The sequence below is a fragment of the Streptomyces sp. Xyl84 genome (assembly GCF_059731885.1).
Map to the genome: position 1 here is coordinate 3396237 of NZ_AP029182.1, position 12484 is coordinate 3408720.

General features: G+C 71.0%; 11 protein-coding genes and 1 pseudogene. 6 read left to right on the forward strand and 6 right to left on the reverse strand.

What is annotated here, in order from left to right; translation table 11 throughout:
* Positions 1 to 74 precede the first annotated feature (74 nt).
* The gene (locus AC6I72_RS14690; RefSeq protein ID WP_498001226.1) at positions 75 to 830 is read left to right on the forward strand and encodes a GntR family transcriptional regulator; all 756 of its coding nucleotides are present in this window, start codon (positions 75 to 77) and stop codon (positions 828 to 830) included.
* An 89-nt stretch (positions 831 to 919) separates the two neighbouring features.
* The gene (locus tag AC6I72_RS14695) at positions 920 to 1183 is read left to right on the forward strand and encodes a hypothetical protein (protein ID WP_498001227.1); all 264 of its coding nucleotides are present in this window, start codon (positions 920 to 922) and stop codon (positions 1181 to 1183) included.
* A gap of 639 nt (positions 1184 to 1822) precedes the next feature.
* Here AC6I72_RS14695 and AC6I72_RS14700 read toward each other — a convergent pair.
* Together AC6I72_RS14700 and AC6I72_RS14705 are read right to left on the reverse strand one after the other, a co-directional pair.
* Positions 1823 to 2035, reverse strand: coding sequence for a hypothetical protein (locus AC6I72_RS14700; protein ID WP_498001228.1), 213 nt, complete (start codon positions 2033 to 2035; stop codon positions 1823 to 1825).
* Positions 2035 to 4299 (reverse strand): annotated as a pseudogene (locus tag AC6I72_RS14705) (RHS repeat-associated core domain-containing protein); the annotation flags it as partial. The pseudogene AC6I72_RS14705 and the gene AC6I72_RS14700, both read right to left, overlap by 1 nt.
* 213 nt (positions 4300 to 4512) lie before the next feature.
* On the opposite strand from AC6I72_RS14705, the gene AC6I72_RS14710 reads away from it, so the two are divergent.
* A complete protein-coding gene (locus tag AC6I72_RS14710) occupies positions 4513 to 5037 on the forward strand; it encodes a hypothetical protein (protein WP_498001229.1) in 525 nt (174 codons plus the stop codon).
* Positions 5038 to 5286: 249 nt separating this feature from the next.
* Here AC6I72_RS14710 and AC6I72_RS14715 read toward each other — a convergent pair whose 3' ends face one another.
* Entirely contained in the window at positions 5287 to 6024 is a 738-nt protein-coding gene (locus AC6I72_RS14715) for a dienelactone hydrolase family protein (RefSeq protein WP_498001231.1), read from the reverse strand.
* Positions 6025 to 6694: 670 nt separating this feature from the next.
* Here AC6I72_RS14715 and AC6I72_RS14720 point away from each other — a divergent pair.
* From AC6I72_RS14720 to AC6I72_RS14730, 3 genes are all read left to right on the forward strand, one after another.
* Positions 6695 to 6880, forward strand: coding sequence for a hypothetical protein (locus AC6I72_RS14720; protein WP_498001232.1), 186 nt, complete (start codon positions 6695 to 6697; stop codon positions 6878 to 6880).
* A 91-nt stretch (positions 6881 to 6971) separates the two neighbouring features.
* Positions 6972 to 8891 carry an ABC transporter ATP-binding protein gene (locus AC6I72_RS14725; RefSeq protein ID WP_498004696.1) on the forward strand — a complete coding sequence of 640 codons (1920 nt, stop codon included), beginning with the start codon at positions 6972 to 6974 and terminating at the stop codon, positions 8889 to 8891.
* Positions 8888 to 9850 carry a serine/threonine-protein kinase gene (locus AC6I72_RS14730; protein WP_498001234.1) on the forward strand — a complete coding sequence of 321 codons (963 nt, stop codon included), beginning with the start codon at positions 8888 to 8890 and terminating at the stop codon, positions 9848 to 9850. Before AC6I72_RS14725 ends, AC6I72_RS14730 begins: the two co-directional genes overlap by 4 nt.
* Before the next feature lie 61 nt (positions 9851 to 9911).
* On the opposite strand, the gene AC6I72_RS14735 is transcribed toward AC6I72_RS14730, so the two are convergent.
* From AC6I72_RS14735 to AC6I72_RS14745, 3 genes are all read right to left on the reverse strand, one after another.
* On the reverse strand, positions 9912 to 10673 hold the full coding sequence (locus AC6I72_RS14735; RefSeq protein ID WP_498001235.1) for a hypothetical protein: 762 nt from the start codon (positions 10671 to 10673) through the stop codon (positions 9912 to 9914).
* On the reverse strand, positions 10663 to 11250 hold the full coding sequence (locus AC6I72_RS14740) for an RNA polymerase sigma factor (protein WP_498001236.1): 588 nt from the start codon (positions 11248 to 11250) through the stop codon (positions 10663 to 10665). Before AC6I72_RS14740 ends, AC6I72_RS14735 begins: the two co-directional genes overlap by 11 nt.
* A 226-nt stretch (positions 11251 to 11476) precedes the next feature.
* A complete protein-coding gene (locus tag AC6I72_RS14745) occupies positions 11477 to 12322 on the reverse strand; it encodes an LLM class flavin-dependent oxidoreductase (protein WP_498001237.1) in 846 nt (281 codons plus the stop codon).
* Between the last annotated feature and the right edge of the window lie 162 nt (positions 12323 to 12484).

Genomic DNA, 12484 nt, shown 5'->3' on the forward strand with positions numbered 1-12484 from the left:
CAGCCTCCGTCACCGGCGATCACTTTGAGTGAAGCTAGTTAACCAGATTAGAGCTAGTGGACTAGATTTTCCATATGCCTGAGCAGCCGCCCTATCTCCGCATCGCCGACGAACTACGGCGGCGGATCGCGGACCACGTGTGGGAGCCGGGGGACCGTCTGCCCTCCCGCGCGCAGATCGGCCAGGAGTGCGGCGTCGGCGAGAACGTGGTGCGCCGGGCGCAGGAGTTGCTGATCTCGCAGGGCGTGCTGGAGGGCCGCGCAGGTTCGGGCACCTATGTCGCCGAGCCCCGGCAGCGGGTGCGGATCGTGCGTTCCTCGGCACGCGAGCAGCCCACCGGCTCGCCGTTCCGCTCGGACATGAAGGCCGCGGGCAAGCAGGGGGATTGGGAGAGCAGGACCGACGCCAAGGTTCCGGCATCGGCGGACATCGCGAGCCGTCTCGGTATCGCCGAGGGCGAACTGTGCGTCCGGACGACGTATGAGTTCCTGGCTGACGGCAGGCCGGTGCAGTTGTCGACGAGTTGGGAACCGTACGACCTCACCGCCGGCACTCTCGTCGTCCTCCCCGAAGGAGGCCCGCACGCCGGGGCGGGCGTCGTGAACCGGATGGCCGCGATTGGCGTCACCGTCAGCCACGCCGTGGAGCAGCCCGAACCCCGGCACGCCACCCCCGAGGAGGCATCTCTACTCGGCATCCAGAAGGCCGCACTCGTCACGCACATCCGGCGGACGTATTACAGCGATCAGGGACGGCCCGTTGAGACGGCGGACATCGTGGTGCCCGCCGCTCACTGCGAGATCGTGTACGAGATTCCCATCAACCGATGAGCGTGAGCCTGCAAATCGCCCACAACGAACACGGCAGCGTGCTTGGATCGGCCCATGCCAGGTGGGGCACCCGCGGGAGGGGAAGACGCATGAGCACGCCCAAGGTCATGACCGTAACGCTTGAGTTCGAGATGGGCGATCGCAAAATCCACGCAGCAAGAATCAAGGCTGCCTACGAGGCCGCCGTCAGCGCCGCCATCGAGGCCGCCAAAGGGGAACTCCTCGACGGTAGCGTCACTACGGTGCGCAGCCGCATGACTTGGGACTACAGGTGGGCGGAAACGTCCGCTCAGTACACCGATGTAGACGTCGAGTGGGCAGAGGAAGAAGACGAGGATGAGCCCGAGACGTAGGCCCTCAACCGATCTTGGTCGCGAGGCGCCCGGGGCGAGTGTCTAACTGCGTGACAACGCCAGCGGACAACGGCGGACGAGCGCGAACGGCTGCGGACCATCAGCGCAGGTGAGAGGCGCAGCGGACCAAGGAGGCACAGTCCCCCAAGTTGCTTCGGGACGAAGAGGTCGTGGGTTCAAATCCCGCCACCCCGACAGTGAAGTACCAGGTCAGGGGCCTGATCCGTTTAGCGGGTCGGGCCCCTGAATGGCTTGTGGGGGTTGTCTCGGGAGCCGACTTCCAAGTTCGACTCCCAGGCGCTCCCGTTCCGTTCCCACTGAGGCGGCACCCGGCGGATCACGGGGGCCATCGAGCGTACGCACGCGTGAGGTCACCACATGGCACTGGCGCAGACGACATGTAGCCATCGCCCACACCGTTCTCCTGCCTTCACCACCATTCCCCACTCCGGCCTCAGGTCTCGCGGCCGATGAGCTGACAGACCCATGCCTGTTGCCAGGCGAGGTGGGCGTCAGGCCCTGGCCTGGGACGTGCCTGGCAAAATCGGCTGTGCTCCACGGGGGAAGTCCCAATCACCGACCGAGCAGAAGGCGATGATCCGGTTCAGGGTCCCCCGAAGCGACGGATCATCGGTCTTTTCAGCCACACGGAGTGATGATCTCCCAGTCTTTTGCGGGGTCCCCGGTTAGAAGGTACTCGCTCAGATACATGTCTGTGTCCTCGTGAAGGTCGTCCGCCAGGTCCCAGACGGACTCGCACTCGGGGCAGAGGAAAAACCTCTGGCCCGTGTCCTTGCGCTCGTAACAGCGCACCCAGTCCTGGCCGCAGTGCGCGCAGGCGACCTTGTCCATCAGTTCCAGCTCCTCGGGAAGGCCGTGATCACTTCGTTGCCGTGTTCGACGGTGATCGAAATATATTCCTCCCCGGCGTTGTAACCCACCTGCCGGCCCATGGGGATGATGTAGGTGGTGCGAGCGCCCTGCTGGTTGACCGACACTGCCATGGCGCGCCGGCTCCATGCCTCGTCGACGGTTTCCAGCACGCCCTGGTTGCCCGTGTCGAAGACTCCGTGAGCGGGCTTCGCGGGGTTCTCCCGGGTGTGCTGCATGACGTGGGTGATGCGGTGGCCCTCGGCCGAACCCGGACCGTAGTCCAACCCTTCGGGCGAGCGATACCAGCCGCCCCCGAGGTCCTCCAGCTCACATCCGTACAGACCCAGCGGGTCCGACCAGGTGCCGGGATGGCGGACGTACGCCGAGGGGTTGGGGGCCGGCTTCAGGCCGAGAGGGTCCTGGCTGAGATAGCAGGCTGTCTCGGGGTCGTAGTAGCGGAAGTAGTTGTAGTGCAGGCCGGTCTCGGCGTCGGCGTACTGCCCCGGGAACCGCAGCGGGCAGTCGGTGACGGAGGGATCGACCGGGCCGACGAGGGCGGTGCCCCACAGCATGGTCCGGCTCTGCCATGTCGTCTCACCCTCGGCGGTGACCAGCTCGGTGGGCATGCCGACTGCATCCGTCACGACTACTTGGAAGACAGCCGCGTGGTCTGGTGAGGACTCCTCGGCCAGTCGCGCGAGGAATGAGGCGTCGCGTCCGACGGCTGATCGCCGGTGATCGGTCTGGGCGATCGGCCGGTGGGTGCCGGGCTCGTAGTCCCAGGTGGTCACCTTGCCGTCCGGACCGGTCTGTTCTGCCAGCCTGGTGTCGTCCCAGGAGAAGTCGATGCGATCGGCCTGTGTTCCGTCTTCCGCCAGGCGGTACTTGCACACGCGGCGCCCGAGCGGGTCGTACGCGTACTTCCTCCGTTCGCCGTCCGGCGTGCAGACCTCGACCAGGCGGTCCTCAGCCGTCCAGGTGTATGTCCATGTCCGCGTCTGTCCGTTGAGCAACTTACGGGTTCTGCGGACCAGACGTCCCTGGGCGTCGTGCTGATAGGTGTTGCGGTCGGCACGGCGGACGAGAGTGCCGTCGAATTCGCGCTCCCCGGCGGAGCCGTGACCGGGTGCCGACGCCAGCATCAGATTGCCTACCTGATCGTAGGCGTATGTCTCGGTCCAGCCATGGGCACGTACGCCCGTGACGCGGCCCGTCGCGTCCAGATCGAACCGGCGGGTACCCGTGGTGAGCTCGCGGATCTCTGTCAGATAGCCGTCGCTGCGGTAGGCATAGGCGCGGTGCTGCAGCAGGTTCTGCGCATCGACCGAACCTGTGGTGACGGACTGGAGCGTCAGGCGGCCGACCGCGTCCCACGTCTGGCTCAGCAGAACACCGGTACCGAGACGGCGCTCCGTCTCGTGTCCGACGGCATCGTGAGTGAAGGCCAGGGTGCCGGCCTCCGAGCGAAGCTCCAGGGGCCGCCCTGCCGCGTCGTACGTCCACAGTGAGACCAGTCCGGACGGAGCCTCGCGGCGGACGCAGCGGCCCAAGGGATCGTAGGCGTAAGCCGTGACGCGATCGTCGACCGTCTCGCTGAGGGTGCGCCCGAGAGCATCCCGGCCGAGGACCACTTCGGCGTCTCGGTTGACCGCCCGGGCGAGCAGGCCGTCCGCTCCGTACTCGAAGGTCGTCGTCTCACCTGTGCTGGTGCGCTGCTCCACGACGCGGCTCGCCGCATCCCGGATGAAGCTCAGTGTCTCCCCGGCCCCGTTGGTACGTGAGGCGAGTTGGCCCGCGCCGTCGTGCGTGTACGTCAGGGCGCGGCCGTTGAAGTCCGTCTCGGCCGTCAGACGGCCGGCTTCGTCATAGGTGTATGACCAGGTCCGGCCCTGCGGGTTGGTAACACCAGTCAGGCGCAGTTCCGTGTCGTACGAGAATGCATAGTGGGCGCCGTCCGGGTCCGTCCGGGTGGCCGGGACGTCGAAGTGGGTCGCCGTGTGGTGGGTCGTGTTGCCCGCCGCATCCGTGTAGCTGAGCAGGTTGCCCTCGGCATCCCACGTCCACGACTCGCGGGTACCGTCGGGCCGTTCCCGCCAGGACGGCTTACCCTCCGTTGTCCAGCCCAGGCGCGTGGTGTGACCCAGAGGGTCGGTCACCTCGATCACTCGCCCGAACGAGTTCCGGCGGATTGATGTCGTCTGCCCCAGTTCGTCAGTGAGGGAGACAGGCAGGCCCGCCCCGTCGTAGGCCCAAGCCCGACCGTTGGGCAGGTCCCGGGCTGCACCCGGGCCGCCCCGGACACAGCCGGGGATGCAGCTGCTCCGCAGAGCTGGACACCTCGGAAGCCGGCCGCACGTCTGCGACCTCAGCCGTACGCACTGACAACGCGCGCGCCCCTACGGCGAAAAACCGCACCTGCCCAAGCCAGGGGCCGTCACTGCCGGTAGCCTGGGCCTGTGTCGAGCGCGCGGGCGCGGGCGGGCGCCTTCCACCTGCAGTGGCAGCTCATGGGGCATGGTTCGGCGATGTGTCGGCTGACCGATGACTCCAACAGCGCATCACTGTTGATCGGCTACTGCACCGACGCGTTGGCCGATCTCGTCGCAGCAACAGGCGGGCTGTACGGCCGGCTTCGTTCATCCCGGTTCTTCTTCGACGCCGAGCCGCAGGAGTTCCGCTGGGTTCTGTCCCGGGGCGACGGAGCGATCGGCGTCACCATCTACGAATTCCCCGATGTCGCTGTGAGCCTCGACCTGCCAGACACCGACGGCACGGTGATCTGGGAGTCGGCGTACCCGCGACGCATGTTCTCCCATGCCGTCCTGGACGCCGCCCAGAACGTGCTCTCGAAGCACGGTGAAGCCGGCTACCTCGCGAAGTGGGGACTCCATCCTTTCCCCGTCGGCCTGGTCCAGGACCTCCGCAGACTGCATCTTCGCGATGACGGGTGCGACCTGCCCCACGACCTGGCGCGGCCCTAGGCAGTTTGGACTTTCACGTTCATGCCCTTGTTGCCCACCGGGAAGGTGTCAGCCGGTCCGTATGCCCCCGCCCGAGGTTCAGGGGTTTCAGCGGTTCTTCGGACTTGTGCTCGGGAGCCATCTGGTCGTGGGCCCCTGCCGGGGTGAGGTGGCAGGGGCCCATGGTGCGCACAGCGGTGGGGCGTTGCGGCCTTGCCCTGGTGGGCAGTGTCCTGTTCTGTGCGGCTTACCGTCTGGTGCGGGGCCGGTTCACTTCAGGTGGCGGGTGAAGAACCGGGCCGCGGCGTCCCCCGCGAACTGCGGGACGCCGGTGTGGCCGCCGAGATTGGCGTGCAGGGTCTTCTCCTTGCTGCCGAAGGCGTCGAACAGGTCCAGGGCCGTCTGCCGGTCGTTCCTTTCGTCGTCCCACTGGAGCAGGACGTGGAGCGGAACGGTGACCTGGCGGGCCTCCTCGAACATGGCGCGGGGTACGAAACTCCCGGCGAACAAGACGGCGGCCGCGATACGCGGCTCGACCAACGCCAGCCGGACCCCGATCGAGATCACTCCCCCCGAGTACCCGACCGGGCCACCGATCTCCGGCAGGGAGAGGAGCACGTCCAAGGTGCTCCGCCATTCCGGGACCGCCCTTTCGACGAGCGGGAGGACGAGGGCGTCGACGATCTCGTCACCGACCGGCTCGCCGGCCTCCAGTGCCCGGTGCATGTCGGCGCGGGCCTGCTCGGCGGCGGCCCAGCGGGGCCGTTCACCGCTGCCGGGGAGTTCGATGGTGGCCGTGGCGAAGCCCTCCGCCGCGGAGTGCCGGGCCCGTCCCGCCAGCCGGGGATACATCTTGCGCAGCCCGCCGGGGTGGCCGAGCAGGATCAGCGGCGCAGGTGCGGATGCGGAGGCGGACGCGGGTGTCCAGAGGATTCCGGGGATCTCGCCGAGGGTGAATTCGCGCTCGAGGACACCGTCGTCGAAACGCTGTTCAGAAGTGAAATGCACGGTCGTGCCTTTCGGGAGTGCGCTTGAGCGGCGCTCCCGGACGACCTACCGCCCGACCGTGACCCCGGAGGAGAGCACCCATGTCGATACTGCGTTCACGGGTACCACCTCCTCGTTCTCTCGCACGGCCTCCGGAAACGTAGCAGTGGTCGCGGGGGTCCGCCAAGCGATTTCCGCGCGGGGTCCGGGGCAGGGAATCCCCGCGGGTTCGATGATCCGGCTCAGAGCGACTGTGTGAGGGCGGGCGTCGCCGAGTCGGCCTCCTCGTCGTCGGACGCGCTCGGCCTGGCCGATCCCGCCGTCGAGGCGGTGCGGGCGCCGGCGGCCGGCGTGGCCCGCATGCGCGAGGTGCTGCCGCACGTCCTCGCCCACGGGCGTCCGGATGCCCGTCCGAGGGTGATCGGCCTGTCGGGAGTACGGCGCAGTAGTGGAGTGCGGCACAGCAGCGGAGTGCGGCACCGGGTCCGGTGCCGGCCGCCGTCACCGGCCTGGCCGCCGTGCCCCTCCACCGGCCGCCCCAGCCCCGCCGCCGTCACCGGCCCCACCGGCCGCCTTACCCGCCCCGCCCGCCCCGCCGTCGAGATTTTTCCGCGCAGAGCCATCCCTCCTGCCGTCCGGGACGTATCCAGTGGGCCAGTACGAGTCCGGAGGCAGAGCAGGAGGCAACGGAATGGCGATCTTCAAGAATCTCTTCCCGGCCGATCGCCACGGCCACGGTGGTCACGGAGACCACGACGATCACGGTGATCACGACGACCGCCGGCACGGTGAGGACCACGGGCGCGACGAGACCTCGATGAGGGGTAGCCGGCATGGTTCGCACGACGAGGACCGCGGTTTTGGCCGCCACGGCTGACAGCGGTCCCGGAGAGCCGGGCGGAACGACACCACGGCGTGCCGCTCCGCCCGGCCGCTCCGCGCTGCGCCGGCTGCTCCTGCTGCCGGCGGTGGACGGCACGGCGGACGCGGTGGTCGCCGCCGCTCCCCCGCTGAGCCCGCGTGAGGTGTTCCGCCGCTTCTGGCCCTACACGCGCGGGCGGCGGGGCCGGCTCGTGCCGATGGCGCTGTTCAGCCTGGCCTGGCCGTTCGTCGACGCGGGCGAACTGTGGCTCTTCAAACTCCTGGTGGACGACGTGCTCGTCCCCCGGAACCTGGCGCCGTTCCTCTGGATCGCCCCGGCCTGCCTGGGGCTCGTCGTCGTCTCCGGGGTCCTCGGGTTCACCGACGACATGATGTCGGCGTACACCAGCGAGAGCTTCCTGCTGACGCTGCGTTCCGACGTCTTCCGGCACGTCCAGGGGCTGTCGCTCGGGTTCTTCGAGCGGCGGCGGCTCGGGGACGTGCTCTCACGGATCACCGGTGACGTGGACGCCGTCGAGACGTTCCTGCTGTCGGGCGTGGCCGACGTCCTCTCCTACGTGCTCCAACTGGGCGTCTTCCTGGGGCTGCTCTTCTACCTCCGCTGGGACCTCACCCTGCTCGCGCTCGTCATCGTGCCGCTGTTCTGGGGGGCCGCGCGGCACTTCTCCCGGCTGGTCAAGGCGGCGTCCCGCGAGCGCAGGCGCCGCAGCGGTTCGCTCACGGCGGTCGCCGAGGAGTCACTGGGCAACGTGGCCCTCGTCCAGGCGTACAACCGCCAGGCATGGGAGGCGCGCCGCTTCGAGCGCGAGAGCCTCGGCACGTTCCGCGCCACCATGGCGTCGACCCGGATCCGGGCCCTGTACCGGCCGCTCGTCGAGATGATCGAGATGTGCGGGGCGCTCGCCGTGACGGGCCTCGGCACCTGGAAACTGGCGCAGGGCCAGCTCACCCTGGGCGGGCTGCTGGTCTTCCTGGCCCTGATCGGCAAGCTCTACGGCCCGGTCCGCGACCTGTCCCGCCTCGGCACCACCTTCTACGCCGCCTCCGCCTCCGCCGAACGCATCGTCGAACTGCTCGACCAGCGGCCCCAGGTCACCCAGGCACCTCACGCCCGGCGGCTCGGCCGGGCCCACGGCGAGATCGAGTTCGACGGAGTCTGCTTCCGCTATCCGGCGGCCTGCCCGGACGGCTCCCCCACGGCCGGTCCGGACGGCTTTGCCACGGTCGGCCCGGACTGCGCCGTTCCCCGGGACAGCGCGAGCGCCGACGACGACGGCCCCGCCGGCTCCGTACCCTGGGCGCTCGCCGACGTGTCCTTCCACGTGTCTCCCGGCGAGACCCTGGCCCTGGTCGGGCCCAGCGGAGCGGGCAAGTCCACCGTGGCCAAGCTGCAACTGCGCTTCTACGACCCCGACCTGGGTGCCGTACGCCTGGACGGGTGCGACCTGCGGGACCTGGCCCTCGCCGATCTGCGCGAGAGCGTCGCGGTGGTCCTCCAGGAGACCCTCGTCCTGCACGGCACCGTGCGGGAGAACATCGCCTACGGCCGGCCCGACGCCACCGAGGCCGAGATCGTGGCGGCGGCGCGGGCGGCGGACGCCGACGGGTTCGTCCGGCGGCTCCCGCAGGGATACGACACGATGGTGGGCCAGCGCGGCCGGACGCTCTCCGGCGGGCAGCGCCAGCGTCTGGCGATAGCCCGCGCCATGGTCAGGGACGCGCCCGTGCTGCTCCTGGACGAGCCCACCACCGGCCTCGACGCAGGGTCCGGGCGCAGGATCATGGCACCGCTGCGCCGCCTCATGTCCGGCCGGACGACCGTGGTCATCTCGCACAACCTGCTCACCGTCCGCGACGCCTCCCGGATCGTGGTGCTCGACCGCGGCCGCATCGCCGAGAGCGGCACCCATGACGAACTGCTCCGGCACGGCGGGGCGTACGCCCGGTTGTACGGGCTGCACCAGACGGGCGCCGCGACCGCTCCCCCGCAGCCGGTGCGGTCATGAGCGGTCCCCGGGAGTACCCGGTGCTGGCCCCCGGCACCCGCCCGGCTCCCGGCTACCGGGTCCTGGGGCACCTGGCCCGTACCGGCTGGCTCGACCTGTACGACTCCTGGAGCGAGGAACGCGCCTGCCGGTGCGTCGTCAAGGTCCTGCGCCCGGACCGCCGCGCGGAGGAGCAGGCGGCCGAACGGCTGCTGCGGGAGGGCCGGTGGCTCTGCGAGTTCACCCATCCGCACCTGGTCCGCGGCTACGAGGTCCGCACGGCACCGCAGCCGCTGGTCGTGCTGGAGACGCTGAGCGGGGAGACCCTGTCCTGCCTCCTCCACCGGCTGCGACGGCGCCCGGCCGCCGCCGACCTGGCGCTCCTCAGGGTGCAGTTGTGCTCCGCCGTCCACTATCTGCACGGCCGCGGCCTGCTGCACCTCGACCTCAAGCCGTCCAACGTCGTCGTGGACTGCGGCCGTGCGAAGGTGCTCGACCTGAGCGTGGCCCGGCCGCCCGGCCACGCACCGCCCGGGATGGGCACCTTCTCCTACCTGGCGCCCGAGCAGGCGCGCGGCGGCCCGCTGTCGGCCGCGGCGGACGTGTGGGGCATCGGCGTCACGCTGTACGAGGCGGCCGCCGGTGACGTGCCCTTCGACCGCGGGGAGACCGTGCCCAGCGTCAGCGGCAGTGACGTCGGCGACGGTGACGGCAGTCACCGCGGCGTCGGCGGTGACTGCGGTGTGGGCGACGGCGGCAGTGCCCGCGGCTGCGGCGGGGGCCAGGGCTGGTACCCGCAACTGGAGGCGGGCGCACCGCCGATCGGGACGCGGCGGCGCCTGCCGCGCGCGCTCGCCGAGGCCGTCGACGGCTGCCTGCGACAGGACCCGGCGGCACGGCCGACGGTCCCCGAGCTGGCGGCGGCCCTCCGCGCGCTGCTCCCCGACGGTCTGCCAGGACCGACCGCCCGGGCCGTCTGAACCGGCCCCCCGGGCGGCCATCACCGAGTCCGGGGCGACCAGGACCGAGTCCCCGGGGCCGTCAGGACCGGCTCTCCTGGGTCGCGGGCGTGAAGTGGGTGCTCGCCAGTACCGTCCCGTCGGCGGCGGTCAGCCGGGCACCGGCGAGCGGCGAGTGGTCCAGGGGCGGGGCGGGCGCCCCCCACGCGCCCTTGCCGTCGTACAGGTCGAAGGTGCCGACCCGCACGGTGCCGCCGTCCTGGCGCACCAGCACGCAGGCGACCTTGCCGGTGTACGGGGTGCCGGCCGCCGTGAGGTCGACGGTCATGTAGACCCAGCCGGGGGAGCCGGGGTGGGCGTAGACCTCGCCGGCCGGACGCCCGGGCGCCGGGCGGGCGGAGGTCAGACCGCCCCAGAGCAGGTCCGTCCCCCGGCCGGCGGAGGACGGCGCGGGTCCGGCCAGGGTGGTCTCGACCGCCGTACCGACCGACCAGCCGCCGAATCCGACGGCGAGGACGAACGCGGTGGCCGCGGCGGCGACCCGTGGCCGGATCCGGCGGCCCAGCGGACCGATCACGCGCGGGCGTGCGCGCCCCTCACGCCCCTGCGCGCCCTGCGTCAGCGCCTGCGCCACCCGGGTCTCGAACCCGACCGGCGGCTCGCTGCCCGGGAGCAGTCCGATCAGCCGGTCGCCGACCTCGGTCAGCTGCCGGACGTGCTCGCGGCAGTCCGCGCACCCCTCCAGGTGTGCCACGGCACCGGCACGCTCGCGGCCCGGCAGCACGCCCAGGGCCAGCTCGGCGCCGATCTCGCGCAGCTTCTCGCAGGTCACGTCACTGGTCATGGTCGCCTCGCCGGTCGGACGCGAGTGTGATCCGCAGCTTTCCCATCGCGGCCCGGATCCGGGTCTTGGCGGTGCCCAGCGGGATCCGCTCCCGGTCGGCGATCTGCTGGGCGGTCATGCCGTAGATGCCCGCCATCACCAGGGCCCGCCCCTGTTCGGGCGGCAGTTGCGCCACGGCTGCCCGCAGCCGCGACGACGCCTCGTCCGCCAGCGCGTGCTGCTCCGGGGTCTCGCCGACGGCGCCCAGGATCGCGTCGAGGTCCTCGGGCGCCACCGGCTCCGGGCGGCGGGACCGGACGGCGTCGATGGCGAGGTTGTGGGCGATGGTGGTCAGCCAGGTGGTGACCGATCCGCGCCGCGAGTCGTAGATCTGGGCGTGGTGCCAGGCCCGCTCGAAGGTCTGCTGGGCGATGTCCTCGGCCAGTTGCGGGTCGCCGGTGACGGCGAGGGCGACGCCGAAGACCCGGTGCTGGAACCGCCGGACGAAACTGACCGCGAGTTCCGGGTCACCGGTGGCCAGCCCGGCGAGCAGAGCCTCGTCCGGGAGCCGCCCCACGGGGAACCGGAACCTCGACATATCCGTGTATACGGCCTGTCCTTGGCCAGGGATTGCCGACGGGTTCGGAAATCCCTCGGTCCGATTCTCCCGCGGGGCCGTGGATCTCGCGCTTCCGTTTGATTCTCCGGCGGGGCTCGCGGATCCCGCCCGTCAGCGCCGGAGCTCCGGCCCCGGACGGGAGAACGCCCGGAGCCGGGACCCCGGCCCGGAGGGCGCCGAAACCCGGGCTGTCACAGCCGGGCCGTCACAGAATCCGGGCGAGGCGGTCGACCTGGTCGGGGTCGGATCCGTAGCAGTACAGCATGACCTCGTCGGCGCCCAGGTCGGCGTAGGCCGTGAGGGCGTCGCGGACGGCGGCCGGGGTGGTGAGCATGCCGGAGACCATGCGGTCGGGCATCCCGGTGAACGTGTAGTACGCGTGCATGGCGGCGCGGGCGTCCTCGACCACCTGGGCCGGGCCCAGTGCGACGTTCACCTGGGCGACCAGCCGCGGGGCGCCCTCGCGGCCGTGCTCCTGCCACTGGCCGCGCACGGTGTCGAACAGGTCGCCCGCCCAGGACGGCGGCGCGGCGGCCAGGAAGCCGTCGCCCCAGCGGGCCACCCGTTCCAGGGCCACGGGCTTGAACCCGCCGAACAGGACCTCGGGTCCGCCGGGGCGGGCCGGGGCCGGACCGATGGGCCCCACCCCGTCGCCGTACGGTTCACCGGCCCACAGCCGGCGCAGCAGCGGCATCTGCTCGTCCAGGCGGCGGCCCCGGGTGCGCGGGTCGACGCCCGCGACCTGGTGGTCGTCCTGCCGGCCGCCGATGCCCAGGCCGAGGACGAGGCGCCCGCCGCTCATCCGGTCCAGGGTGGCCGTCTGCTTGGCGAGCAGGGCGGTGTCGCGCAGCGGGGCGAGCAGCACCTCGGTCTGGACGCGGATCCGTTCGGTGGCGCCGGCCAGGACGGCGAGCGCGGTCAGCGGCTCGGGGTTGTCGTAGACGAGCCGGTCGAGCAGGCCGAGGGTGGTGAACGGGCCGTCCTCGGCGCGCCTGGCCCAGGTGAGCAGAGTGGCGGGGTCGCTGATGGGCAGGCCGATGCCGACGTGCATGGAGAACCTCCGTGAAGGCAGGGAGAAGGAAGGACCGGCCGCTGCTGCGACCGGCGCCGGGCTTGCTGCCGCCCTCTCCTGCACCTCGGCGAGGTGGGACGCTCCCGCTCTGCGGCGCACTTCCGGGGAGGTCTCTTCGAAGTGGCCCCAGGCTAGGACGGC

What these genes read in the sequence shown, in the direction of transcription:
- AC6I72_RS14745 (WP_498001237.1), bottom strand. Translation starts at nt 12,322, where the DNA reads ATGCACGTCGGCATCGGCCTGCCCATCAGCGACCCCGCCACTCTGCTC.
- AC6I72_RS14740 (WP_498001236.1), bottom strand. Translation starts at nt 11,250, where the DNA reads ATGTCGAGGTTCCGGTTCCCCGTGGGGCGGCTCCCGGACGAGGCTCTG.
- AC6I72_RS14700 (WP_498001228.1), bottom strand. Translation starts at nt 2,035, where the DNA reads ATGGACAAGGTCGCCTGCGCGCACTGCGGCCAGGACTGGGTGCGCTGT.
- AC6I72_RS14690 (WP_498001226.1), top strand. Translation starts at nt 75, where the DNA reads ATGCCTGAGCAGCCGCCCTATCTCCGCATCGCCGACGAACTACGGCGG.
- AC6I72_RS14730 (WP_498001234.1), top strand. Translation starts at nt 8,888, where the DNA reads ATGAGCGGTCCCCGGGAGTACCCGGTGCTGGCCCCCGGCACCCGCCCG.
- AC6I72_RS14695 (WP_498001227.1), top strand. Translation starts at nt 920, where the DNA reads ATGAGCACGCCCAAGGTCATGACCGTAACGCTTGAGTTCGAGATGGGC.
- AC6I72_RS14735 (WP_498001235.1), bottom strand. Translation starts at nt 10,673, where the DNA reads ATGACCAGTGACGTGACCTGCGAGAAGCTGCGCGAGATCGGCGCCGAG.
- AC6I72_RS14720 (WP_498001232.1), top strand. Translation starts at nt 6,695, where the DNA reads ATGGCGATCTTCAAGAATCTCTTCCCGGCCGATCGCCACGGCCACGGT.